This is a genomic window from Aporhodopirellula rubra (assembly GCF_014192335.1).
In the GTDB taxonomy this organism is placed as follows: domain Bacteria; phylum Planctomycetota; class Planctomycetia; order Pirellulales; family Pirellulaceae; genus Rhodopirellula; species Rhodopirellula rubra.
In genome coordinates this window covers 151,309-175,756 of sequence record NZ_JACHXU010000011.1, presented here as the reverse complement: position 1 = coordinate 175,756, position 24,448 = coordinate 151,309, and the positions used below count along the sequence as shown (strand labels likewise).

Here is a 24,448-nt window from a genome sequence, read left to right as displayed (position 1 = left end):
TTCACCGAGGGCTTGTCACGACCGAGGTTTCGTCACCACCGAGGGCTTGTCACCATCAAGGACGGGCCTTGGCGTTGTGAACAGGTTCGTGATTACCGATCGATCGCGATTCGGCGTCATTCGCACGCGTGCCCACTACCGTTTGCTTCCGATCAAACACTCCAATCGCTCGCTGTTGGTTAAGAATTGCCTTGAAAACGTTTACCGAAATATCACCAATGCGGGACTGGTGTCGCGCACGGCAAAGTGAGGGACAAACAGTCGGAATCGTTCCCACGATGGGGGCTCTCCACGAAGGCCACCTGTCGTTGGTACGACGCGGCAAATCAATATGCGATTTGTGCGTCGCGACCATTTTCGTGAACCCGACACAGTTCGCACCTGGGGAAGACCTGAGTCGCTATCCTCGGCCGCTCGATCGCGACCTCGAGATGTTACGCGGCGAAGGCATCGACGCGGTGTTCTTACCCACCGACGAAATCATGTATCCCGAAGGCTTTGGGACCTACGTGACTGTGCCGCCCGTAGGCATGTCCCTCGAAGGTGCATCGAGACCGGAACACTTTCGCGGCGTGACGACCGTCGTCAACAAATTTTTTCAGATCATTCCCGCGGATTCCGCGTTCTTCGGTCAAAAGGACTATCAGCAATTGCGGGTCGTTGAACACATGGTTCGCGATCTCAATATCGCAACCGAAATCGTGCCATGCGACATCGTTCGGGAACACGACGGGCTGGCGATGAGCAGTCGCAACCGGTATCTCAGCGACGATGAGCGGAAGATCGCATTGTCGTTATCACGATCTCTCGCAACGGCCGCCGAAATGTGCGATTCGGGCGAAACCCGTGTCGCCATGCTCGAACAGGCGATGCGCAGCGAACTGACGGCGTGCACGAAATTAGATTACGCCGTCGTAGTCGACGCCGATACGCTCGAACCGATTGAGGTTGTCGATTGCCGAGCCGTCGCATTAGTAGCCGCTCACGTCGGCACCACCCGTTTGATTGATAATCGAATTTTATGAAGAAACGTTCGTTCTACGATCGCGTTTACGCCGGTACGGTCTTTTACCCGACGTTGGCCTGGAACATGATGCTCGGCCGCGTCCTCAAAATTCGCAACTGGTGGGACTTTATCGATGATCACGTGATCGTGGGCGCCCGTCCATTCGCTCGCGACGTCAACGCGTTGGCGGCGATCGGCGTCCGCGCGGTCGTCAACACGTGTGAAGAATACGGCGGGCCGGTCGAAGAATACGGACGCCACGGAATTGTACAGTTGCATATCCCAACGGTCGATTTCACGCACCCTACGATAGAGAACGTTCGCCAGGGGGTGGAATTTGTGCAGGAGCATGTCAGCCAAGGTAAGATTGTCTACATTCATTGCAAAGCGGGACGAGCACGCAGTGCCACGGTCGCGATTTGTTGGTTGATTCAATACCGTCAAATGAGTGCCGCCGATGCCCAGGCGTTGCTGTTGAGCAAACGACCGCATATCAACCCGCGTTTGACTGAACGAGCGGTGGTGAATGAATTCATCGCCGAACTGAAAGACAACGAACCGCAAGAATAAACTCCGGGCGGTTTCCCAATCACTGCAACAGGGCAAGACACTTGAGCGACATCCAATCACGCGTCACCTGTTTGTTCGGGATCGTTGCCTTTATCGCGATCGCCTGGGCGGTGAGTACGGACCGAAAACGATTTCCTATCCGAATCGTCGGCGGCGGGCTGTTGCTGCAACTCGTACTCGCGTATTTGATTCTGCAAACCACGCCGGGCGAATGGTTGTTTCGCAAGATCGGGTTGGGCTTTGAATCCGTGATGAGAAATGTTGACGTCGGCAGCGGATTCTTATTCACCGCCGGAGGTCACGACGCCCCCTTTGACGGACTACTCATCAGGACATTCGCGTTTGGCGTCCTGCCTACCGTGATCTTTTTCTCCTCCTTGATGAGCGTTTTGTACTATCTCGGAGTCATGCAAAAACTCGTCGGTGCCATGGCATGGGTGATGAAGTTCACGCTCGGCACGAGCGGCCCCGAAACACTCGCAGCGGCGGCGAACGTTTTCGTAGGCCACACCGAGGCGCCGCTGGTCGTCCGTCCCTACCTCAATCAAATGAGCCGCAGTGAACTGTGTGCGATGATGACAGGAGGATTCGCGACCGTCACGGGAGGCCTGCTAGGTGCATACGCAGGCATGGGGATCGAGATCAGCCATCTGCTGACCGCCTCGGTTATCAGTGCACCAGCGGCACTCTTAATCGCCAAAGTCATGGTTCCCGAAAGCGATACAACGCTCGCCAATACTGACCGCGATGACATCACAAATACAGCCAACGAATCAAACGACTCGGACATGGATGAGGTAAAAGAGTCATCGCTAGCGAGCCCCAAATCCACCACGGCCGATTCACTCACCATTGAACTCGAGCGTGACAACGTCAACCTGATCGGCGCCGCAGTCGAAGGTGCGAGCGAAGGGATGAAGCTCGCTATCAACGTCGCCGCCATGTTAATCGCGTTCCTAGCATTGATCGCTTTGGTGGATACGTTACTGGCGACGTTCTGTGATTGGATCGGATGGGTATCGTCGTCCGGTGAAGCGGCAATCAGCCTCGGGGTCATCCTCGGCTATCTGGGTTGGCCAATCGCGTGGTTGTTAGGAATCCCTGCGGAAGAATGCATGGTGGCCGGACGCCTGATTGGCCTTAAGACCGTTGCCAATGAGTTTGTCGCCTACCAACAACTCGGCGAGCTGATGCAATCGGAAAATCCTCCGATTAGCGTGCGTACGGCTCACGTGCTGACATATGCGTTAGCAGGTTTTAGTAATTTCGCCGCCATCGGCATTCAGGTAGGTGGTGTGGGTGGGCTCGCCCCCCGACGCAAAGCCGAATTGGCACAACTCGGTTTAAGAGCGATGTTCGGCGGGCTGCTGGCATGTTGCATGACCGGTGCGATCGCCGGTTTGATGATGCAATAAAAAAAGCGGAGACACTTGTCTCCGCTTTTCGCTCTTGATCGGTATGCCCCGGAATGAGAACGAACTCAGTCCATCAATTGTTCGAGAACGCTCAGTGCGTTGCGAGCGCCTTCAACGCCGCCCATTTCTTCAACCAGCTTCTTCGCGTTGAGAAGCGAATCCAGCGATACTTCGCTAGTCGCCTTGCTGGCGCGAGGTCCACGGCGTGTCGCCTTCTTAACCGCTTTCTTCGAAACGGCTTTCCGTGAGGAGGCGCGACCGCGAGTCGAGGTCGTTTTGCTCTTTTTCGAGTTGGACTTAACAGTACTGACGAATTGAGCAGTCACGTCGATGCCTTGTGCCTTCATCGCTTCGGCAACTTCCATCGGCTTCGCTTTTGGGTTCGCGGCGTAGTAGTCGCGAATCGCTTGTGACTTGTTAACGCCGTCGCTTTTCTTTTTGGCCATGTTTTCTTTCAGTCTGTAGTTTGCAAGGGTTTGCGTTCACATAGCATTCGTGCCGTCACGCAACATTCCCTTAGTAGAGATGAACTGCGGTTAAAATAGGCAAACCATGACATTTGTCAATTACCTAATATATAAACCGAGTGTGAACGTTCACCTTTACATGCGATCACAGACGCCAATTCCGAGTAATCGCAACCCTTGTTTGATGACGCGTCCGGCGACAACCACCAACGCAAGTCGGGTTTTAAGGATTACCGGATCTGTATTTCCCAATACACGGCACGCATCATTAAACGTGCTGTATGACTTCGCTGTATCGAACAAATAATCACACAACTGATTGGGGGTATAGGCACCAATTGCTCCCTCAATAGCCTCTTCAAACCGAATTAACGCGATTGCGAGTGCTCGTTCGGCGGGTTCGCGGAGCTGTATTTCATCCGCGGTCACATTCTTAATGACCCAATCTTCGATATCATCAATGTTCTGCTCTTCCGCAACACGCCGCAGAATGCTCTGTGTACGGGCATACGAATACTGCATGTAGGTTGCCGTATTTCCTTCCAGTGCAACCATTTTGTCGACATCAAACCGATAGTCGCTGGTTCGGTGATGCGATAGGTCGGCATACTTGATGGCCCCCATACCTACTACTTCGGCAATCTGGTTTTGCTCGTCTTCCCCCATAGGCGGGGACATGTTGGCCAAACGTTCGGGATTACAAACGACATCTTTCGCACGGGCTACCGCATCATCGAGCAGGCTTTCGAGACCGATCAACGACCCACTGCGGGTTTTCATCGGACGGCCGTCCTTGCCTAAAACAGTACCGAATGAGACGTGAACCAATTCGATATTGTCCATTCCGAGCGGTCCTGCCATCGCGAAGAACTTCTCAAAGTGTTCGCTTTGGCGTGAGTCCACTACATAGAGAATTCGGTCACACTCAAACACCTCATGGCGATACTGCAATGTTGCCAAGTCCGTGGTGGCATACAGATAGGCACCGTCGCGTTTCTGGATAATCATGGGGCTATCAAACCCATCCAAGAACACACAGACCGCGCCGTCGCTCTTGGTCGTCAGGCCGAGTCCATCGAGCATCTCGACGACGCCGGGCAACCGGTCATGATAGAAACTCTCGCCGAGCGTATGATCAAACGTGACGCCGAGTCGGTCGTAGATCCGGTTGATTTCGTCTTTGCAGTGAGGCAGAAACTTCTCCCACAACTCTCGGTTTTCGGCATCACCTTCATGGAGTTTCGCCGTCTCACGCAGCACCGCGGCGGGGACATCTTCATGCTCGGCCGAGAGTGCGGAGAGTTTGGGATCATTGTCGACGTCCGCGATCTTGGCTTGGGTCGACGCGATGTCTGATTGAACCGATTCGATTCTTCGCTGCGCCGACTCGGCCGACTTGCGAGCTTTCTTCTTTTCTTTATTGGATGCTTTTTCATCCTTTTCAACTGCTTCGGCAGCCGCGGCTTCTTCTTTCGCGTTCGATTCCGCTTCGGCGAGTTTTTCGCTCAGTTTTGGTAGTGACGCTTTGGCTTTCTGATACTCGATCAACTGATTGGTAAGCCGGTAGAGGCTCGCGAGTTCTGGGACGGGGTTAGCCGCAACCACATCAGGATCACCGAAGTGTTTGTATCCATAAATGATAATGCCGAACTGGGTTCCCCAGTCGCCGAGATGGTTGTCGGTAATGACGTGGTGACCGACGAAGCGGAACGTCTCTGCCAACGCGTTACCGATCACGGTGCTGCGGATATGGCCGACGTGCATCGGCTTGGCAACGTTCGGGCTCGAATAATCAATGACGATCTTTTCCGGATTGGGTGTTACTCCCACGCCGACGCGATCGTCACCGAGCATGTCGGCGATCGTGTTGGATAGAAACTCATCACGCAATTTGAGGTTGATGAATCCGGGCCCCGCGACCTCGGGGGTTTGACAGAGGTCCTCGATCTTGAGCGACTCGACGAGTTTCGTGGCAACGTCGCGAGGTGATTGGCCGGTTTTCTTGCCCAGCGGCATACACGCGTTGGACTGATAGTCACCGAATTTCGCGTCGGCGGCGACGCGAATCATGCCGGCGTACTCATCAGGTTGATCGGTGAGTTCAGTGAGCGCGGCGTGGAACCGCTTCCGAAGTAACACGGATAGATTCATCGTAAATACGTGATTGCGTTGAAGAGGTTAGAAAACGCCCGATCGAACAGAAGGTTCACCCGACATGGAGGTATCCCAATGAGGGGATCCCCGCGATCCGGAGTGTCGAATCGAGCCAAAAGTGAAAGAGGTTCGCGCCGTCTCGTTATTCGTTTGGCGTCAGACCGAGATCTTCCAAAGGGATCGATACTCCGTCGGCCCACAACGACTCGAGGTCGTAGTATTCGCGAGTGTCTTCGTCAAAGAGATGGACCACGAGGCTGCCGTAATCGAGAACGATCCAACTGCTCTCTTGATACCCCTCGATCCCCATGCGATGGTCGCCGAGGCCTTTTTCGAGGGCGTCGTCGATCTGCTCGCTGATCGCATGCAATTGACGGCGGCTGGTTCCCGTAGCGATGACGAAGAAATCGAATTCAGCGGATTGGCCGCTGATGTCAAGAACGAGGACGTCGCTGCCGTTGTTTTCGATCGCAACGCGAGCAGCCTCAGTCGCGAGTTTTCTCGCGTCGTCGAGCCCGTGGGGCCGAATCGCGCGGCTCTGGGTTTCCATCGGATTGCCACGCGGTGAGTACTTTTCGGCCGCAGCGGCTCGTTCGTCAGAGGCAGAGTCTTCTGGCGTTTCCGGGTTTTCAGGGGGGTGATCAGACAATTCGAACGTACTTTTAATACTGATTTGGATTAATTGATCGTTCCGAACAGACGCGCCCGGTGCGATCGAGAATAGCTAAGTGTATCGCATCCGGGGATTGTGTCACCAAGGCTCGAATCACATCAATTCAGTCATTTCTCGGCGACTGAGCTCTGCGACGGCTTCTCGGACCCGTTCTTCGCTCGTTCGCGGCGCCACGAGGGTCGCGTCGGGCGTCTGAACGACGATCAGATCTTCAGTGTCGATGGTCACAATCGTGTGGCCGGGGCGGGCATGAATGATGCAGTTTTTCGAGTCAATTCCGATATGGGACCCGACAACCGCGTTGCCGTCTTCGTCATGGGGGTGCAATCGCGAGACCGCCTGCCAACTGCCGACGTCGTCCCAATCGAACGGTGCCTCGATCACCACGACTTCCTTGTGACGTTCCATCACGGCGTAGTCGACCGATTTGCCGTCGATCGCTTCGAATTCGCGTTGGAGCGTTTCGCTGTAGGAATCCGTCCCGATTGCATCGGCGATCTTTTGCAAATGCGAATACATCTCCGGTTCGAGTTTGGCCAACGCATCCAAAATCGTTTGCGCTCGCCACATAAAAATACCGCTGTTCCAGAGGAACGTTCCCGCGTCGACGTATTCCTTAGCGGTTTCGGCATTGGGTTTTTCGCGAAAACATTTGACCGCGAACGCATCGTGGCCGGCGAGTTTCTCGCCTTGCTGGATATAGCCGAACGATTCGGCCGGATACGACGGACGAATCCCGAACGTAATGATCGCATCGGGGCTTTCTTTCAACACCGCTTCGCCACGCTGGACCGCTTCGGCGAATCGATCATGTTGCTCGATCACATGGTCCGATGGGCAGACCAACATGACCGCGTCAGGATCTTCCGCGGCGACTAAAACCGCCGCCAATCCAACACAAGGAGCGGTATCACGGCGACAAGGTTCACCGACGACGTTCGCAGCATTGAGTTCAGGCAATTGTTCACAAACCGGATCGACGAGAGCCTTTGACGTGATCACGTAAGTTCGATCGGCCGAAGAGACCGCACCGAGACGATCGCGGGTGGCCTGAATCATCGAGCGTTCGCCCGCGAGCGGCAACAATTGTTTCGGGGTCGCCCGGCGTGATGCGGGCCAAAATCGTGTGCCGCTGCCGCCTGCCATAATGATCGCGTGAAGCATGTGTGTTCTGCAGTGAGAGTGAATAGAAGGAGTCGTGTAAGCGAAGTCTCTACTGATTCTTCATATGTTCGTCGAGCATTCTTAATGCTGTACTAAAAAGCTCAACATCAGGAGCCAGCTCTGCAGCCCGTTGTAATTGCTTTCTGGCATTTGGCAAATCACCTGACAAATACAACGCGAGACCGTACCGGTACTGTAGGTCAGCAATCCCCGGCGCGAGTGCGGCATCACGGGCGAGAAGCGGGAGTTCCTCGCGTCGCAACTGATCGATCTTCTTCTGCGCGCCCGCGACCCCTTCATCCCCCCCGACGGCTTGCAGAACCTCCATTACCGAATTGTCTTGATGGGACATTTCGATCAATCGATCGAGTAGTGCCGCCAAATTGGTGCGTGGCCCCGTAGTGCCGGGTTCGACTCGCATGGCGTTGCTATAAGCGCGGATCGCGTCCGCCCATTGGGCCCGTTGTTCGCTCAACATCGCCCATCCCATGTGCGCACCGGCACGATCGGACGCATACATCAATTCGTCTTTCACATCGTCGAGCACGCGATCGAGATTTTTGCGTTTTTGTCCCGAAACTCTTTGATAGGCACCACCATTGACGATCCCACGCGCCGCTTCGCTACGCACGAGACGCGATGAATGCGAAATCAGCGGATACAGTTTCTTTTGAACGTCCCCCGGATCGATCGCCCCGCCTCCGCCGAGCATCCCGATCGCACGGGCCGCCGTCGCCAAAAGGATCGGATGGACAGACCCCGGAGTCTGTTCTCCCTCCGCTATCAACACCTGGGCCGCCTTGGCGGCTTCGCCATGACCTTGCATCACCAATTCGTCCAACGCGGTGGCGCGAGCGATCACAGGCGTGAGTGCGTCCTTGGCAGGCGTACTCGAACCGGCGATCAAACGTAATGTCTTGCTGACGCCCGACCGATCGCCTGCTCTGAGTGGGGCGAGTGCCTCTGCGAAGTGCGGCGGTTTCAATCGTTGATCGCCATACCACTTGTCGCACGCGTCGTCGCACCACTGGTTCGTCTCGGCAATCACCTTCGCAACCGATTCATTACCTTGCGCCGCGGCGAGCAACCAATCCTGATAGAGCTTCAGTTCATCGGAAACTTCTGCGGGCAGTGTTTTGCGCCGGTCCTCGACATGACAACCGCTGCACGCGTTCGGCGTGTTCAGTTCGACCGAGAGATCGGGACGCGGGATGCGGAAACTGTGATCACGACGAGGGTCAACGGCCATGTACGTCGTATGTGGCATGTGGCAATTCACACACATCGCCCCTTCGGTACCGACGGCATGATGATGGTGCGACGGGACATCGTATTTTCCGGCCGCGTGTTGATGACACGAGGTACAGGTCTCATTACCAGGATGTTTGAGTTCGAGCGAATGAGGGTCGTGACAATCGGTGCACCGAATCCCTTGGTGATACATCTTGCTCTGGACAAACGAACCATAAACGTAGACTTCGTCTTTGATTTGTCCGTCGTCGTGGTAGGTATCGCTGCGCAGCAGTTCGAGATTGTAATGATCGGTATAAGACGCACCGGGGCTCATTTTTCCGTCGAGGACACCACGCCGACTATGACATGGCGCACACGTTTCGATTTGCGGTGCGGAATCTTCTGTTTTGAGATTAACGAGCGCGAATCCACGATGACGATCCCAGAAGAGTGAGTTACTGTTCGCTAACTCCACGTGCAGACTCGCCGGTCCATGACACGCCTCACAACTGACGTCGATCTCCGAAAACGTGGTGTGATAACGTTGAGTCGCGACATCAAAATTGCGTTTGAGGTCGGTGCTGTGACATTCGGCACACATCGTTTGCCAACGTTGGGCGATACCGGTCCAGTGCAACGGGTCGCCTGGTTTGAGTTTTTCACTCACATCCGGCGGACGTAGATAGAACCACTCCTTACGATTGACATCCCAACTGATTCTCAAGACTTGCACGCGACCGACTTCGTCCTCGGCGGCATTTTCGTCGCGATCAAACTCCACCATGTATTGCTGAAGCGGGTCGACGCCAAAGACATACTTGACCTCGAAATTCTCCATCTCGCCCGTCGGGCCTTCCGTGTACACCATGAACTTTTCGCCGTCGCGATACAGACGACTTTCGATGCCATCGTTCACAAACGTGACATCATTGAAATCGCCGAGCACCGTTTCGTCAGTCGCGATATCCATCGCAAGGTCGTGATGCGATCCCGTGAACGCATGGACCTCCGTTTCGTGACACTGCACGCACGCCTCGCGTCCAACGTACGTCGCAACAGCGTCGGCGGGCAACCCGCGAAAGTAGTCCGCCATCACACCGCCCGCGATGAGGACACCGACGGCAACCGCGGCCACAGTCCAAGGACGACGAGTGAAAATGGATCGGGAAGAATGTTTGGGCATGAACGCTGTTATCGGGGCTGGATCGCATCGGGGAACTCACGCAACAACAACTGGGTCGCTTGGAGTCTCATGCGGCGGACGAGTTCGGTAACGGAGTGCACCGATTCGTGGCGAAAGGAGTGTGAAGGCAGGATTGGTTCGCGACCGGCGGGTACGTGTTCGCGACCGGCCGGCACCTCGAGCATCGGGGCGAGCGACTCGAGCATCCTCGCCGAACGCAAAAGGGACTCGGCCGTCTCTACGAAGGAAGATGCCGTTTGGGTTGGTGGCGAACCATACAAACTTGACGGTGCGAAATCGGATGCCCCGCGCGAGGCTACCGGAGGTTCGATTAACGGTGCGTTCACGTCAATATCCAAACTCGATCCGTCCAGGACACTGCCCTGCGAGCGAATGACATCGAGCACGTCGCTGAGCACGCCGGGTGCCGCGGGCGGCGTCTCACCTTTCAACGTCTTCAGTATCATTTCCGCCGCGTCAGGATCGGGCGTCGGTGAAATCGGTTCAGGAATATCTGAAAGTGGAACATCGCCGGAAGCAGGAATCTCGGCAGGTTGCGAGGGCGGTGTCGGCGATTCGGAGGGTACGGACGATTGCGTCAACACCGGTGAGACGGCCGCGGGTGGTCCCACCCCGGGTTCGTCTGCACTGGGTGACTCGTTCGCGCGTGAATCAATTGAAGGAGATTGTGCTCCCACGGTGCCGCACAGCGTCACGAGAACCATCAAGCCCGCGAAAACCAGTTTGCCAATTTCGAATCGCTCGCAGGCTTTCATCGGAACACAGAAGAATCCATTCATTATTGTTTGCGTGATCGGGTGCGAGGATTAATGACGGGTTGAGAATCGGAAGGAACGCCCGGAGGCGGCGCGGCGGCTTGATCAGGCGAGCTGATTTTGGTCCCTTTCATTTGCGCCGGAGCGACCGGAACGATCCGGCTCGTCGGACTCGCGGTGGCGTTTCCGGGCGAAGTTCGTCGCCGGAGCGGTGAGAGCGCTCGTTCGGTTTGCCGCGTGACCTCTGATAATAATTCATCGACGCGGGCCCGTAGGATCCCCGAGGCCGCCAATGCTGGAATCGCGACAATGAGTCCACCGACGGTCGTTACGAGAGCCTGGTAAATCCCTTCGGCAAGGTCTCCGGCGCCCGCCGCTCCCCGCGTCGCGGCGACCTGACGAAAGGCGAAAATCATGCCTGTTACCGTTCCGAGCAGCCCGACCATGGGAGACAAGTTGGCGATCATTGACAGATAATCGATCCGTCGATGCATTTGAGCCGAACGATCGACGAGAGAATCCTCGACCGATTTTTCCATCTCCGACCATCCGAATTCACGGTTCGAAAGCGCCAACGAGATCACTCCCGCCAACACACTCGGACGATTCCGCAGCGCCGACTCCGCGTCCGCCCAACGGGATTCACGCAGTGCCGAGGCGACTTCGTTTGCCAAACCATCGGGAAGAATGTCGGCACGACGGAGCGAGAGAAACTGATCGATCACCAAATACACAGCCGCGATACTGAGCGAGACCAATACCAACAGGATGACCAGACCGGGCCATCCGCCGCTGGTTACGATTTCCCACATCGACGCGGTCGCCGGTGGCGGCGGCGTCGTGTTGGTTTGCGAGAACAACAATGATTCGGTAACGAACCGCATTAGCTAGGATCCCCCGGCGTGATCGCGGGCGACTCTTGATGATTGGATGACTTCGCCATCCGCCCGATCGACAACAGAAACTCCGCATCGGCCAAAACCGGATCACTCCAACGCAGACGCAACACACCATCACGTTGCAGCTTGTCAATCATCGTGTCATGTTGATTCCTCAAGGAGCGAGCGATCTTTTCAATACGTCGGCGACCCTGACAGATCGACAACACGATCATGGAAAAAATGGCCATCGGCAACAGAGACAACAACACACTCGTCAACAACATCCCAGCACTCGGATGCGGAAACTTTTCCAACCAATCGTTCGTGTGTGTTGCCGTTGACGTTGCGACAGCGTCCGTTGCCTCTGCTGGTGACACTGATCCGCTCGACTCATAGACACCCGTGACGTCACCAATCGCGATGAAACTCGCGTCGAGGTAACCTCGGTAAAGCGCGACCAGAGGGCCTGCCATCAACGCCCAAAAGATTGCGGTACCGATCAAGCCAGATACAAATGCGAACGCGCCCGAGACGCTCTCTCGCTCGATCGTTTCATCAAACGCTGCTTGCGATCCTTCCTGCAAGGCGTCGACGCCCGCGAGCGTCGCGACCGGTGAATCGTCATCTGTGGTTGCGTCGCCGAGGGTGGCACCGGAACGTTGCAGCCCACGCAATTCGCGACGAAATCGCGATGCCATCGGGCCGAGGCGTTCGGCCACCGCGGTCGAGGCACGCTGCCGCAGTCCGTTACGCAGATCCAATGCCGTCTCGTGCCCGCCGCGTATGTTTTGGACGCTGGTATAAACCGCACCGACGAGTGACGGGATCGAACCGGAGAACGATAACAAAACGCGATCCCACGCTCCGTGGGTCAAATTCAATACCGACAACACCGTCCGATACGGAAACCAGATCGCCGCCGTCTCGGACAACAACGACAACCGCAAACGACTGCGAATCGCTGCTCTCAACGGGATTTCACCTCCCAGCAGTGTGCCCGCGATTTGCGACGGCAACCGGCGTGCTTCCGCATCAAGTCGATCGACCGCAGCGGTCAACTCCGGCAATTGGCTCGTCAAAACGGAACCGACCGCAGCGGTGAACCTCGCATCGAGGGCCGACAAACGAGTCGCTCGTCGATGGTCGCCGCCACCGGATTCCAGCAGCGATTCGGAGATCGCCTTGGCGACTTGCTCAGCCGCCTCGCCACCGATCACATCTTCGCCTCTCGGATCGATTTCGAAATCACGGATCATCACCGCTGATGCGATGTTGCTCTGTGGGGCGACGGACCGGAGTCTCGAAACGAGAGTCTCGATGTCGGCGACCAAGTCGTTGTCCACCTCCGCTTTACCAACATCAGCCCTACCAACATTCGACTGCGCCGGAGAATACTCGTCGACGTCAACCATGTTCACGACCGGAATCACGATCGTGCCCTCGGAGGCCGACGCGAGACCGGTGACACGTTGGCTGCGAAGCTGATCACGTCGGACGACGAGTATCAAAACCGACGCGAGAGACAATGCACGTTCGGCTACGCCCGCAATCGCACGTCGATCATCCGTTGCGCCGGGAGCATCGACGATCAAATACGGACCGCCGATCGATTGCATCTTGGACGCATCACAAGCCAAATAACGCTCGTGTCGCGAATCGAGATCCGACGGAGGACGAGGACCGATCCACGTGAGTTTCTCGGTGGCTTCGTCAAGGTTGTTTCCACTGCGGATCGCAGCGGAGATTGTTGCATCCGAAATGAGTTGCCGGGCTAACCACGATTTCCCCTGACCGGTCGTTCCTACAATCGCTACGACGGTCGCATTGTCGGCGCGATCGGCGATCACCATCGACCGAGCCTCTTGGTGATGGCGGCAAAGCTCGACAATTTCGATCCCCGCTTCACTATCGCCGAGAACACGGGTGGCGGCGCGCTGGACGTGTTGGGCGAACTGATCGCCGGCGTCACTGCCGCTGATGTTTGCACCTTTGGGAAGAGGATCATTGACACTCATTTTTTGATCCCCGATGTTCGCGGCAGAAGTTTGTTAAGTTCGTTGACGAATTCATCACGCACCCGATAGACAGGCATCGTCGGACCACTCGTTTCACTGCGGCTGATGCGTGACGCAGGCAGCGCGATCTCGTGACCGGCCACGCGAACCTTCATCGGTGGGTCCGGCCGGGCAACACCGAGTTCATCACACAACACGGCGAGAAAGTCCGAAAGCTGTTGCCGGGCGGCTTGTTGGCCGACTTCGCGAGCCCCCTGGTTCCCTGCCCACATTGCCGCCAAAGCACCGAGGCCCGCCGCAGCGAGAAGTTCGGGTATCGACGCAGCCAAGATAAAGCTGTGCCCGAAATCGATCGGAATCATTAACGCCGCACCAAAGGCGGCCAAGATCGTTGCCAGCGGTGTGAGCCCGTGAGCGAGCTTTTTGTGCATCGGAATTTCAGACCACATCATCCGGATCGCTTCATCGAGCCGCCTCGGATCGAGGGTCGTGAAATCATCTTGCTCGAAACGCAATACCGCCCGCTCGATCGGCGGCATCAACAACGCTTCATCGTTCGCCAAATTCGCATAATTTGTGTCCACGGGCGGCGTGTCAGCACCCGGTGCCTCAAGCGACAACCCCGAATCGTTAACTTGCCGAGGCGTTGGTTCCGCATCAGTTTGATGATCGCGATAATGCGACAAGACCACCGTCCCGCCGTGCCGTTCGATTTCGGCGAGCAAACCTTCCGGAGCAATCAGTCCACCATACTCGCCACTACGAAACCGACCTTTGATATCGTCGGCGGCCTTTTGCGATAACGCCGACGGTGTTAACGACCGGACCAGATCACCAGCACCTCCAACGAAGCGGCGAATGGTCGAATTCAATCTCACACCCCATCGGGCGTACCACGGCGCCGTCGCTGCAAAGGATTCAGAGAGTTGCCGAAGAATCCTTTCGCTCTGATGCAACCGAAGTTCCATGACCTCGCCACCGACTTTGCGGTGCGCGAAGAATTCCAACGATGCGTCCAACAACACACGATGGCACTCTCGTGTTTTCGCGAACGATGCGTCGGCGTTCTTTCGAATCGCATCCAGCCCACGATCCCAGATGACTTTCTCGAGATTGATTCGCAACGCCCGATGCAATTGCGCGAACAACACGCCGCGATCGAGCTTTAACGGCAACGACATCAGGAAACGTTGTTCATTGATCGATGCGGGTGGGTTCTCGTCCGGGTTGGGCGAGACTTCGAAGAACACCGGCAATGGCTCGACATCTTTTGCGTTCTCTGTCGCGTCCGGCGTTGCCCCACCTGATTCAACCGATGTCGCTAACCGGCGATCCGAACTCGCGTCGTCTCGATGGGGAATGAACGGACGACTCGCGGGAACGTCATAATCGTACGCCGCGTAAATTGACGCCACGCCGTGCTTCTGACTCAGTGGCGTGAATGTCTCATGGACTTGATCAGGCGTTTGACGTGGTCGGACTTTATTGACCGCCAGCATCCGTGGCACACCGGGCATCAAATCTGAAGCGATCCGCATCAGATCCGCGAGAGTAGTATCACGTGAGGATGCCGCGTCGGTCACGATAAGAAACGCCGAACACAACGTTGCGGCGCGGCCGAGTAAATCTTTGCGTTGTTGGGGCGAACCTAACCCGAGTTCCTCATCCGAAACGATGTCGGGACAATCTAGCAAGCCGACACCGATGTCATCGAGCGCCGGATCGGTCGCTAACAACGCAACCGACAGCTGAGATTGATCACCTGTTCGGTTGTTGTACTGTGCGGCGGCCTCGGCCGGATCTTCAGAAAGGTCCTCGGGAGGATGCCCGAGAGAATCACCGATGCGAGAAACCAGTAGACTCCACAATTCGACATCAATGCGCCAGGACTGGGGCAACCAAAGAACGAAACGATGGGTGCCTTCGCGGTTACTCGTTCCGCGGAGCGTGCGTGCCTGACCGGCGGGGCTAAGAAACGAACTGACCAAACTGGTCTTGCCGCTGTTGAGCATTCCCGCGACCGCGATCGTCGGTCGGTCGACCAATCGTCCCGCGGTATCGAGGCGGCGTCCGGCGGTTAGGGTTTCCGCGACGATGCAGGACTGCATCCTCCGCAACGCCATCAGATAACTTTCGCGGCCCTGCGTGGGCGCCAATCGAGCGATGGTCGCACGACGATCATCGTCTTCGAGAAGTGCGAGCAGCGCCGGCCAATCGATCTCCGGTTCTTTCGTTGAGCGTCGAAGCGGGAACATCAAGGGGCGATAACTCCAGGCGGCACGCGGCGGAGCACGTGCGACGCCTGATTCGAGTGAATTGGAACGCTGGCGTTAACGAATGTGGGAATCACATCATCCCGATTCTTGCGACCGAGCACAACCAGTCACGTTCAGTTCAAAATATTAGCACCCGGTGGCAATGGATCGGCACTGATGATGCGGTCACCTTGCGAATCGTATTGACCGGGATCGAAACGATTGGATTGATACGTGCGTGGTTGGAACCCATCGCCCTGAATCACGCCACCATTGTAACCACCATCATACACGCCACTGCCGAGGTAGGGATCGACGACTCCGCCGTCGTATTGAACGCCACCATATTGAGTCACGCCACAATCACCGCCGCAGGATGAACCGCAACCGCAATCGCCAGCCATGCCAACCGAATAGCCTCCGTCGACATAACCGTTATTGACGTAACCGTTGCCGACATAGCCGCCTTGGCAAACGTCCTGGCATGGCGTTTGGCATGGTGCCATCGGTGCGGCCGCGACGGGTGGTGCGTAGGTCGGTGCAGGATTGCGACCAAACAGTCCGCAGCGTGGAGTTCCGCAACCTGGTGCAGCGGGTGCCGCGTTCGGTGGAGGAGCGAGTGGATTGATCGCGGTTCCAACTGCACCGATGCGACTGCATAGTCCGCAGCGAGCGCCACGTCCGAAAAAGAAGTTTCGCATTCCACCGCAACCGGTCGCGCTGCCCATGACCATCACGAGCGTTACAAGTGTGAAAGATCGGATAGTCATCAAAGTTTCCTTCAAAAGCAAAGCAAGCGTAAACGTTGGCCTCCGACGGGTGACCACTGAAAAGTAGTGCGCGTTTCGTGTTGTGCAAACGCATCATCGTTTTTTTTCTGCAACAATTGGTTGTTGGGGTGCAACACGCACGCCCCCCGCTCAGGATGCGCCGATAGAGATTCAGGTGTGACAATTTGCATCACCTCTATTTGCTGTCTCTAACACGCCCTCTCTTTCACCCTTCCTTAATAAACGTCTGATCGTCGCCATGCTGCACCTTCTGACCCGAAACGACGAGTTACGGAATGCCTCAATGCCCGGGCTAAAAGTGAATACGTGGACAGGCAGAAGAAACATGTTCGCCGCAACATGGATACTCATCACAATCATGACAGCAACGGTTCATGCCGAACCGTCGCAAACACCGAGCGAGTGGACGGACGCCGCGAACGGTTTCTTACCAACGCCCTCCTCATTGTTCGAAACCACCGCGAAAACGGTCGCTCACTCGGAAACCACCCCGGATTTCGAAGACGACATTGCGGTCTCGATCGAATCCAGCCAAATCGTTCCGGCGATTCCTGGCATGCCCGCGATGCCCCAGTCATTGTCTGCTGATTTGCGGTGCGATCGCTTTTGGCTCATCAATACGCGGCACATCACCTGCAACACATGCCGCATGAACTTGAGTCAGCCGAACTTCCGGATTGACCGTCTCGATCGTTGCGGGCGACGTTCGCCGTCCAATCTGGACGATTATCTCTCATCGATGGATTCGTCACGTCCGCGAATCATTTACGTTCACGGCAATCGCCGCGATGCACAAACAGCGATCAAGCAAGGCCTGTTCGTCTACCAACAACTCGCGAGAAATCGTGTCACGGACCAACCGATGGATTGGGTCATTTGGAGTTGGCCGAGCGACGCGAACTCGATTTTTCTTTCAGACGTTCGCGACAAAGCCCAACGCACCAATTCACAAGGCCTCTATTTGGCATGGTTATTACGTGAACACACCCTTCGATCGCAACCCTCGGGTCTGATCGGATTCAGTTTCGGTGGACGAATCGTTTCCGGCAGTCTGCACGCGTTGGCGGGCGGCTCGTTAGGTCGACGCACGATCGGCGAACCCGCGATCACGGGCGCCAATATCGATGTCGGACTTCTCGCACCGGCCGTTGATTCGACGTGGATGAGTTCCGGCGGCTACCATCGCTTGGCCACTCAAAACATCAATCGCATGGTGATGCTTTACAACCACCGTGACATCGCGCTCAAATACTTCAAACTGATTTCGACGACCCCCGATGCGCAAGCCCTCGGTTACACCGGACCCCGTTGCTTTGCCCCTCGCCATGATGGAACGCCGCTGCCGATTCGGGCTCGCGACTGTGCACAAACGGTTGGAAATCATCACAGCGAAAAGCGTTACTACGAACACACCTGTTACGCCGGTCGTGAAATGGCGTCACTGATCGATTCGGTAATGCACGTCGATTGAACCGGCAGGGTTTACCCAATCGGAATCACCACGACGACGTGTCACTCAAGCAACGTGCGATTAATCGCTTTCTCTGACACACCCGCTACCACACCGCCGATGAATACGGACGTGCGGAAGGATGCCGCCATCAAGTGCCATGGTCACATGACGGGAGAGATTGCAGGATGCGATTGAAAACGATCAGGAAGATTCGAAACAGTTTGCTCGTTTCGCTGATAGCAGTAGGTGCCGTCGCCTCCAGCGCCGACGCCGGATCGCCATGGGGCGGACCGTGGCCCTGGTCGAAGTACGAAGGCTCGCGTCGCATCGACGTGATCGGACCGATTGGCAACCGTTTGCCAGAATCCTACCGTCGACAGTACAACCGGCCGACTTATCTCGGCGGAAAGCTCGCAGCTAAGATCGAACCGTCTAGCCAAGAAGCGATGGCGTTTCACCGCGCCGAGGAACTCGGGTTGTATGACAACAACGGCGTCAAAGGGGCACTCGCGGGCAAGCACTGCCCACCAAAGCGTGTCGAGCAACATTACTTCTATCCCAAACCTTGGGAAGTCTTAGCCGTCGGGCCTCGCAAGAACCCGAAACCCGTCACGGATGAGCGCGACGGCGATGTCGAGTTATTACCGCAGCCCGAACTTCGCTCACTCGACAACGCGTTGGAGTTCGATGACGCCGAAATGCTCGAACTCCCGGGCCCCGTGTTGATCGATCCGATCGGCAGCGACCTGGAACTGCCCACGCCGGCCGGCCAAACCGAGTAAAGTAAGAGGCGGTTTCCCAGGGAGATCGAACGCGTCGGACATCGGCCGCGTTGGCTCAAACACTGGGGAAGGGGATGCCCGTCACTCTGTTTGCCGTAACCGCCCATGCCACCGAGTTATCCGCCAAATTCGGCGAGTGATTTTGGAAACGAAATCCACTCGAATCCATACGCCAGCCCACCGGTTCCGCCGGAGCCGACATGGCCAGGGCTCTCTGACTCGCCAACCAACGCGTCTTTGCCGGATGCCGATGACCTGATCCTACCCGGTGGAGACGAGCGTCTTTGGACGGTGGTCCCGATCAAACGAATCGCGTTGCGTGATTTGCGAACGATGACTCGCAATCCGTTTGAATTCGCAATCGTGGTTTTGGTTTTCAAAATCCTGCGTTTTCCGAGTCGCCCCTCTTGGGCGGCGGCACTTCTCGACCAACGTGAAATTAGCGAACAGGAGATTCCCGAAATCTTCGTCGCCGACTTCGAGACCGCACGTGCCGAAGCCGCCGCACTCGGTTTCGTGGACCCTCGATACATCACCTCGCCGACAGTCGGCCCGCGAATGAGCGTCGAGATGTTAATGACGACTCCCGATGGCCGCGTGCAACTCACGTTTCACCGCTTGATCACGCTCGACGGCGTCGCGCGTTTAGACGAAACACGGCGTGGATTCTACAGCCGATTGGCGGGCGACCGCAGTCTGATCACGTCGAGCAAGATGCCGGAACCTCGACCGACCGATTGGCAAATCATGACTCGTCTGCGAACAAAGTCGCTCGAGAAACTTCTCAATCGTCATCGCAAGAATCTCGCCGAACACGCCTCGCGTCCGATCGACGCAAGTCGAATGGTGGAACAGTCGATCGAAGAAGACCGACGAATCATAGCGGATGTGATCGAACGTGGAGTTTTGCGTGAAGCCAACGGCAACGACATTATCAATATCACTCAACGTTATGGCTGAGTGAAAACGGAAACCGGTTCGCTATCCGATCCACAGCGCAGCACGGGCCAGTTGCAACCACGCTTCGCCGGTCGGATTGCTCATGTCAAACCCTTTCACAGGGATATAGGCTTTGCGTGAATCGACAATCCGAACCGGCACCGAGGCGTTCTCAACCAACTGTTCCATCCGGCGTCGGTTGGCATACTGCAACACGATGAACCGGTCATTATTCGTGATCGCCTGAATGCCCCAGGATGCCGCATCGAGACGCAGTTCGCTGATTTGAATCATTCGAACCGCCGCATCCGGCAGCGGACCGAAACGATCTTTCAACTCCTCCTGGAACTGCACCACTTCGCTGGCGTGATTGATTCGCGTCATTCGACGATACAAGTCGATCTTGTGTCGCAGGTCCGGCACATAATCATCCGGCAGATACGCTTCGATCGGCAAATCGATATCGACATCCGCGGACAACTTCGGCGGCAGTTTCTTCGCTTGACGAACGGCTTCTTCGAGCAATTGGCAATACAACTCGTAACCGACCGCGGCGATATGTCCGCTCTGCTGACTGCCCAAAAGGTTACCGGCACCGCGAATTTCGAGGTCACGCATCGAGATCGCGAATCCTGCTCCCATTTGCGAATACTCCTCGATCGCGCGCAGCCGTTTGCTCGCTTCCGGGGTGAGGTGTTTCGTCGGTGACACCAGCAAATAGCAATACGCCTGATGTTTGTATCGGCCGACACGACCACGCAACTGGTGCAGATCGCTGAGCCCGTACCGGTTGCCTTCGTCGATGAACATCGTGTTCGCGTTGGGAATATCCAGACCGCTCTCGATGATCGTCGTGGCGAGCAACATGTCAAACTTGTGATCGATAAAGTCGACCATGACTTGCTCGAGTTCACCTTCACCCATCTGCCCGTGCCCGATACCGATTCGGACTTCGGGAACGACTTCGGTAATCTTGGCCGCGAGGTCTTGCATGTCACCGATACGGTTATGGACAAAATACATTTGTCCGCCGCGGTTGAGTTCTCGAACGATCGAAGACCGGATCATTTTCGGATCCCACCGGGTAACCTTCGTTTCAACGGGCATCCGCTCGGCGGGTGGCGTTTCGAGGTTACTGATATCGCGGGCACCAACGAGCGCCATGTGCAACGTTCGCGGAATCGGTGTCGCCGACAACGTTAACACGTCGACGTTGGTGTGTCGTGTTTTGAGGCGTTCTTTGACCGCGACGCCGAAGCGTTGTTCTTCATCGATCACGACAAGACCGAGGTTATTAAAATCAACGTCTTTGCTGGCGACCCGGTGAGTGCCAACAACAATGTCGACTTTGCCGCGGCGCAGATCTTTCACCGTTTGACGTTGATCGGCCGGCGTACAGAATCTCGACATCTTGCGGATCTCGACGGGGAACTCCGCCATCCGGTCGCAGAACGAATGATAGTGTTGTTCGGCGAGGACCGTCGTCGGCACCAACACCGCGACTTGGTATCCCGACGTGACGGCTTTGAACGCCGCCCTCATCGCGACTTCGGTTTTCCCGAACCCGACGTCACCGCAGATGAGACGGTCCATCGGCTGATGCGATTCCATGTCCGCCTTGATGGCTTCGATGGCAGTAAGCTGGTCGGGCGTTTCGAGATACGGAAAACTTGCGTCGAATTGACGTTGCCATTCGTTGTCAGGGTCAAACGCGATCCCGCGACGCGTCGCCCGTTTGGCTTGCAGTTCGAGCAACTCGTCGGCCATGTCCGTGACCGCCGACTCCGCCGCCTTGCGTTGATTCGTCCACGAGATCCCACCAATCTTGGCTAACCGAGGACGCGTCTTCGTACCGCCAACGTAACGCTGAATTAGTTGAATCCGCGTCGCCGGCACATGAATTTTGGTGCCGCCGTCGAATTCGATCGTCAGGTGTTCTTGATGCAGCCCATTCTTTTCGATCGAGTTGAGACCGCGGTACAGACCGATGCCGTGCGAAAGGTGGATGACCAAATCGCCAGGCGACAGTTGCAGGAAGCTGTCGATGGGTTTGCCACGAACCCGCGAACTGACGCGGCGCACCGGACTGCGGTGAAACAATTCCGCGCCGGTCAATACCAACACTTCGGCACCGGATAGGCGAAAACCGCCGCTCAGTGCAGCGACCGTCATGTGCAATCGTCCCGACGTGGCCGCATCGGTGTCGCTGAGTAATTCAGTCAAGCGCTGCCCATCGGCCGGCGTGTCGCCAACGACGATGACTTCATGCCCGGCCGCGACACTGTCGACGCGTACTTTGGTTTCATCGAGTGACGCGGCAAAACTATCGGCCCCTGCGGTATGCAGATCGACATGATCAGAGTCGGCGGCATCGGCGATCTGCGTTCCCGTGACGACACGGTGTCCGTGCAGTTCGGCGAGAAGTTCAGGCATCGTAACGAATCGATCCGTCCGCGATACGCGAGCCAACAACGCTGCACTCGTAGCGGCGCACTCCGCGGGATCCACGACCAACACGACCGTGTCGCTGGGCAAATAATCGACCACCGTCGCCTCGGCACCGACGGTGTCGTCGACCGGTGTCAACTCGTCATCCACGTCAACGTCGTGTGCGTTTTTCGATCGACGTTTCACGCGAGCGTTCTTCGGCGGCGGTGGTTCTGCCTCAGCATCTTCGTCGAATTCGTCTTCGGCGAGTGTCCCCAGAATCATGTCGCTCGAAACACCATCGGCTCCGATCGCGGCAATCTCGACGCTTTGCAACGTTTCGCTACTTCGCTGCGTTGCGGCATCAAACCGACGGATCGATTCGATTTCGTCGCCAAACCATTCGATGCGGATCGGGGTTGTCTGGTCCGGCGAATGAATGTCGAGCAATCCGCCGCGCGACGCAAACTCACCGGGAACGTGAACCGCCGTGGTCGCCGCGAACCCGGCTTCGGTCAACCAGCGGCGGAGGTCCTCGGGAGCGACTTCGTCACCGATGCTGAGTTTTCGGGTGGCACGCGAAAGTCGATCGGCCGACGGAACACGCTGGATCGCGGCACCGATGTACGCCGTCACGACCAGCGGTTCGGGAGAATCGTTGTCTCGCCCCCGCAACGCCTGCAGGACTTGCAACCGGGCGGCGTAGTCCGCGTCACGAATTGAGGAACCCGTGCCGTCACCCGCGGACAGCGGCAGTGCGACGACATCTTTCACGCCAAATGCCCTCACGTCTCCAGCGACAATGTCGGCATCAACCGCTTGGGGCAACAACACCAAGACGTGTGGTGTGTGACGCGTCAACGTGGCCGCGAGGAGCCCACGAATCCCCCCCCAAACGCCCGAAAAGGCGAGCGGTGTGTCGCGGCCGGTTTTCTTGATCGCCTTGCCGACACCGGCATGAGAGTCCATGACCGCAGGGACATCATGCAACGATCGCAATTGGATTTTGCGTTTCGTTGCCCCCGTTTTCCGGGCTTTCGATTGCGGTTTTGACTTGGGTTTCGTCTCGGGTGGCACGCTGGGCAGCCCTCCAAAGCGGTCGGCGGTGGCGGTGTGCAAGCTGAAAACGTATCTTGATCGCTCGAACTCGCCTAGTTCAGCTCGTTTCACACCACTCGTAATGAAAGAATTCATGAGCATCGGAATCGGTATCGTCGGAGCAGGAATGATCTCCAATTTTCATGCCAAAGCGATCGCAGACACCAAGGACGGAAAACTCATCGGGTGCTATGACCGCAGCGTCGAGCGTGCCGAACAGTTCGCCTCAGCCAACGGAATCCGTGCCTACGCAACCCTCGAAGAAATGCTGGCCGATCCCGACGTTCAGGCCGTCGCGATCTGCACCCCCAGCGGCGCTCACCTCGAACCCGCCGTCGCCGCAGCGAAAGCGGGCAAGCACGTCATGGTGGAAAAACCTTTGGAAGTCACCAAAGAAAAGTGTGATGAAATTATCGCCGCCTGCGATGCGTCGAATGTAAAGTTGGCCGCAACGTTCCAAAGCCGTTTCCATGAATCGTCGCAGTTAATGAAGTCGGCCGTGGATGCCGGGCGATTCGGCAAGATCACCATGGGTGACGCATACGTGAAGTGGTACCGCAGCCAAGAGTACTACGACAGCGGTGCGTGGCGAGGAACGTGGGCCCTCGATGGCGGCGGCGCGTTGATGAACCAAGCCATCCACAGCGTCGATTTGCTGCTGTGGTTGATGGGTCCGGCGAAGAAAGTTCACGCGATGATGGACACGCTGACCCACGAACGAATCGAAGTCGAAGACATCGTGATCGCCAACATCCAATTCGAAAACGGCGCGTTGGGTGTTATCGAAGCCACCACGACGGCGTTCCCAGGTGCCCTCAAACGAGTCGAAATCGCCGGCAGCGAAGGTAGCGCGGTCCTCGAAGAAGAAGACCTGACGCAGTGGACATTCGCCAACGAATCAGACGAAGACGCGTCGATCCGTGAACGCATGGCCGGTAAGACCGAAACCGGTGGCGGCGCATCGGATCCTGCCGCGATCGGGCACCATGGTCACACGGAAGTCTTCAACGACTTCCTCGACGCGATCCAAAACGACCGCGAACCGTTGGTCAATGGCGTGGAAGGACGACGCAGCATCGAGCTGATCTGTGCGATTTACGAAAGTGCTCGCACCGGCAAAACGATCGAACTGTAGTCTTTCGTTCGTTTTCGCCATCTGTCCATCG

The 24,448-nt window shown here is 56.7% G+C and carries 18 protein-coding genes; 7 read left to right on the top strand and 11 right to left on the bottom strand.

Features of this window, described 5'->3' with window-relative positions:
- The first annotated feature begins 191 nt into the window (after nucleotides 1-191).
- From panC to FHS27_RS16110, 3 genes are read left to right on the top strand one after another with little or no spacing between them, the layout of a single operon-like run.
- The gene (gene panC, locus FHS27_RS16120; RefSeq protein ID WP_184305927.1) at nucleotides 192-1,025 is read left to right on the top strand and encodes a pantoate--beta-alanine ligase; all 834 of its coding nucleotides are present in this window, start codon (nucleotides 192-194) and stop codon (nucleotides 1,023-1,025) included.
- A complete protein-coding gene (locus FHS27_RS16115) occupies nucleotides 1,022-1,576 on the top strand; it encodes a phosphatidylglycerophosphatase and protein-tyrosine phosphatase 1 family protein (protein WP_184305926.1) in 555 nt (184 codons plus the stop codon). The genes panC and FHS27_RS16115 overlap by 4 nt, the downstream gene beginning before the upstream one ends.
- A 41-nt stretch (nucleotides 1,577-1,617) precedes the next feature.
- On the top strand, nucleotides 1,618-2,991 hold the full coding sequence (locus tag FHS27_RS16110; protein WP_184305925.1) for a NupC/NupG family nucleoside CNT transporter: 1,374 nt from the start codon (nucleotides 1,618-1,620) through the stop codon (nucleotides 2,989-2,991).
- A gap of 65 nt (nucleotides 2,992-3,056) precedes the next feature.
- Here the strand turns inward: FHS27_RS16110 and FHS27_RS16105 are convergent, their stop codons facing one another.
- From FHS27_RS16105 to FHS27_RS16060, 10 genes are all read right to left on the bottom strand, one after another.
- On the bottom strand, nucleotides 3,057-3,437 hold the full coding sequence (locus FHS27_RS16105) for a hypothetical protein (RefSeq protein WP_009095322.1): 381 nt from the start codon (nucleotides 3,435-3,437) through the stop codon (nucleotides 3,057-3,059).
- A 156-nt stretch (nucleotides 3,438-3,593) separates the two neighbouring features.
- A complete protein-coding gene (gene argS, locus FHS27_RS16100; protein WP_184305924.1) occupies nucleotides 3,594-5,609 on the bottom strand; it encodes an arginine--tRNA ligase in 2,016 nt (671 codons plus the stop codon).
- A gap of 145 nt (nucleotides 5,610-5,754) precedes the next feature.
- Nucleotides 5,755-6,261, bottom strand: coding sequence for a ribosome silencing factor (rsfS, locus tag FHS27_RS16095; protein ID WP_009095325.1), 507 nt, complete (start codon nucleotides 6,259-6,261; stop codon nucleotides 5,755-5,757).
- Nucleotides 6,262-6,378: 117 nt separating this feature from the next.
- Nucleotides 6,379-7,449, bottom strand: a complete 1,071-nt coding sequence (locus FHS27_RS16090; protein WP_184305923.1) for a mannose-1-phosphate guanylyltransferase — start codon at nucleotides 7,447-7,449, stop codon at nucleotides 6,379-6,381.
- 49 nt (nucleotides 7,450-7,498) lie between these two features.
- Nucleotides 7,499-9,865, bottom strand: coding sequence for a multiheme c-type cytochrome (locus FHS27_RS16085; RefSeq protein ID WP_184305922.1), 2,367 nt, complete (start codon nucleotides 9,863-9,865; stop codon nucleotides 7,499-7,501).
- An 8-nt stretch (nucleotides 9,866-9,873) separates the two neighbouring features.
- The gene (locus FHS27_RS16080) at nucleotides 9,874-10,665 is read right to left on the bottom strand and encodes a hypothetical protein (protein WP_184305921.1); all 792 of its coding nucleotides are present in this window, start codon (nucleotides 10,663-10,665) and stop codon (nucleotides 9,874-9,876) included.
- The gene (locus tag FHS27_RS16075; RefSeq protein ID WP_184305920.1) at nucleotides 10,665-11,525 is read right to left on the bottom strand and encodes a MotA/TolQ/ExbB proton channel family protein; all 861 of its coding nucleotides are present in this window, start codon (nucleotides 11,523-11,525) and stop codon (nucleotides 10,665-10,667) included. The genes FHS27_RS16080 and FHS27_RS16075 overlap by 1 nt, the downstream gene beginning before the upstream one ends.
- Nucleotides 11,525-13,537, bottom strand: coding sequence for a hypothetical protein (locus FHS27_RS16070; RefSeq protein ID WP_184305919.1), 2,013 nt, complete (start codon nucleotides 13,535-13,537; stop codon nucleotides 11,525-11,527). The genes FHS27_RS16075 and FHS27_RS16070 overlap by 1 nt, the downstream gene beginning before the upstream one ends.
- Complete coding sequence (locus tag FHS27_RS16065) at nucleotides 13,534-15,792, bottom strand: hypothetical protein (RefSeq protein ID WP_184305918.1); 2,259 nt, start codon at nucleotides 15,790-15,792, stop codon at nucleotides 13,534-13,536. Before FHS27_RS16065 ends, FHS27_RS16070 begins: the two co-directional genes overlap by 4 nt.
- A gap of 134 nt (nucleotides 15,793-15,926) precedes the next feature.
- A complete protein-coding gene (locus FHS27_RS16060; RefSeq protein WP_184305998.1) occupies nucleotides 15,927-16,526 on the bottom strand; it encodes a hypothetical protein in 600 nt (199 codons plus the stop codon).
- A gap of 382 nt (nucleotides 16,527-16,908) precedes the next feature.
- On the opposite strand from FHS27_RS16060, the gene FHS27_RS16055 reads away from it, so the two are divergent.
- The 3 genes from FHS27_RS16055 (at nucleotide 16,909) to FHS27_RS16045 (ending at nucleotide 19,778) form a co-directional block, all read left to right on the top strand.
- Nucleotides 16,909-18,054: a hypothetical protein gene (locus tag FHS27_RS16055; protein ID WP_246419898.1), complete on the top strand. Its 1,146-nt coding sequence runs from the start codon at nucleotides 16,909-16,911 to the stop codon at nucleotides 18,052-18,054.
- A 167-nt stretch (nucleotides 18,055-18,221) separates the two neighbouring features.
- Nucleotides 18,222-18,818: a hypothetical protein gene (locus FHS27_RS16050; protein ID WP_009095343.1), complete on the top strand. Its 597-nt coding sequence runs from the start codon at nucleotides 18,222-18,224 to the stop codon at nucleotides 18,816-18,818.
- Nucleotides 18,819-18,923: 105 nt separating this feature from the next.
- Nucleotides 18,924-19,778, top strand: a complete 855-nt coding sequence (locus FHS27_RS16045; protein ID WP_184305916.1) for a hypothetical protein — start codon at nucleotides 18,924-18,926, stop codon at nucleotides 19,776-19,778.
- Between the two features lie 21 nt (nucleotides 19,779-19,799).
- Here the strand turns inward: FHS27_RS16045 and mfd are convergent, their stop codons facing one another.
- Complete coding sequence (gene mfd / locus FHS27_RS16040; RefSeq protein WP_390853694.1) at nucleotides 19,800-23,378, bottom strand: transcription-repair coupling factor; 3,579 nt, start codon at nucleotides 23,376-23,378, stop codon at nucleotides 19,800-19,802.
- Between mfd and FHS27_RS16035 the strand changes: the two genes are divergently transcribed.
- Nucleotides 23,365-24,417: a Gfo/Idh/MocA family protein gene (locus tag FHS27_RS16035; RefSeq protein WP_009095349.1), complete on the top strand. Its 1,053-nt coding sequence runs from the start codon at nucleotides 23,365-23,367 to the stop codon at nucleotides 24,415-24,417. The two genes, mfd and FHS27_RS16035, sit on opposite strands and share 14 nt — an antisense overlap.
- Nucleotides 24,418-24,448 lie beyond the last annotated feature (31 nt).

What these genes read in the sequence shown, in the direction of transcription:
- FHS27_RS16115 (WP_184305926.1), top strand. Translation starts at nt 1,022, where the DNA reads ATGAAGAAACGTTCGTTCTACGATCGCGTTTACGCCGGTACGGTCTTT.
- FHS27_RS16105 (WP_009095322.1), bottom strand. Translation starts at nt 3,437, where the DNA reads ATGGCCAAAAAGAAAAGCGACGGCGTTAACAAGTCACAAGCGATTCGC.
- argS (WP_184305924.1), bottom strand. Translation starts at nt 5,609, where the DNA reads ATGAATCTATCCGTGTTACTTCGGAAGCGGTTCCACGCCGCGCTCACT.
- FHS27_RS16090 (WP_184305923.1), bottom strand. Translation starts at nt 7,449, where the DNA reads ATGCTTCACGCGATCATTATGGCAGGCGGCAGCGGCACACGATTTTGG.
- FHS27_RS16085 (WP_184305922.1), bottom strand. Translation starts at nt 9,865, where the DNA reads ATGCCCAAACATTCTTCCCGATCCATTTTCACTCGTCGTCCTTGGACT.
- FHS27_RS16080 (WP_184305921.1), bottom strand. Translation starts at nt 10,665, where the DNA reads ATGAATGGATTCTTCTGTGTTCCGATGAAAGCCTGCGAGCGATTCGAA.
- FHS27_RS16075 (WP_184305920.1), bottom strand. Translation starts at nt 11,525, where the DNA reads ATGCGGTTCGTTACCGAATCATTGTTGTTCTCGCAAACCAACACGACG.
- FHS27_RS16070 (WP_184305919.1), bottom strand. Translation starts at nt 13,537, where the DNA reads ATGAGTGTCAATGATCCTCTTCCCAAAGGTGCAAACATCAGCGGCAGT.
- FHS27_RS16065 (WP_184305918.1), bottom strand. Translation starts at nt 15,792, where the DNA reads ATGTTCCCGCTTCGACGCTCAACGAAAGAACCGGAGATCGATTGGCCG.
- FHS27_RS16060 (WP_184305998.1), bottom strand. Translation starts at nt 16,526, where the DNA reads ATGGTCATGGGCAGCGCGACCGGTTGCGGTGGAATGCGAAACTTCTTT.
- FHS27_RS16055 (WP_246419898.1), top strand. Translation starts at nt 16,909, where the DNA reads ATGTTCGCCGCAACATGGATACTCATCACAATCATGACAGCAACGGTT.
- FHS27_RS16050 (WP_009095343.1), top strand. Translation starts at nt 18,222, where the DNA reads ATGCGATTGAAAACGATCAGGAAGATTCGAAACAGTTTGCTCGTTTCG.
- FHS27_RS16045 (WP_184305916.1), top strand. Translation starts at nt 18,924, where the DNA reads ATGCCACCGAGTTATCCGCCAAATTCGGCGAGTGATTTTGGAAACGAA.
- FHS27_RS16035 (WP_009095349.1), top strand. Translation starts at nt 23,365, where the DNA reads ATGAAAGAATTCATGAGCATCGGAATCGGTATCGTCGGAGCAGGAATG.
- mfd (WP_390853694.1), bottom strand. Translation starts at nt 23,378, where the DNA reads ATGAATTCTTTCATTACGAGTGGTGTGAAACGAGCTGAACTAGGCGAG.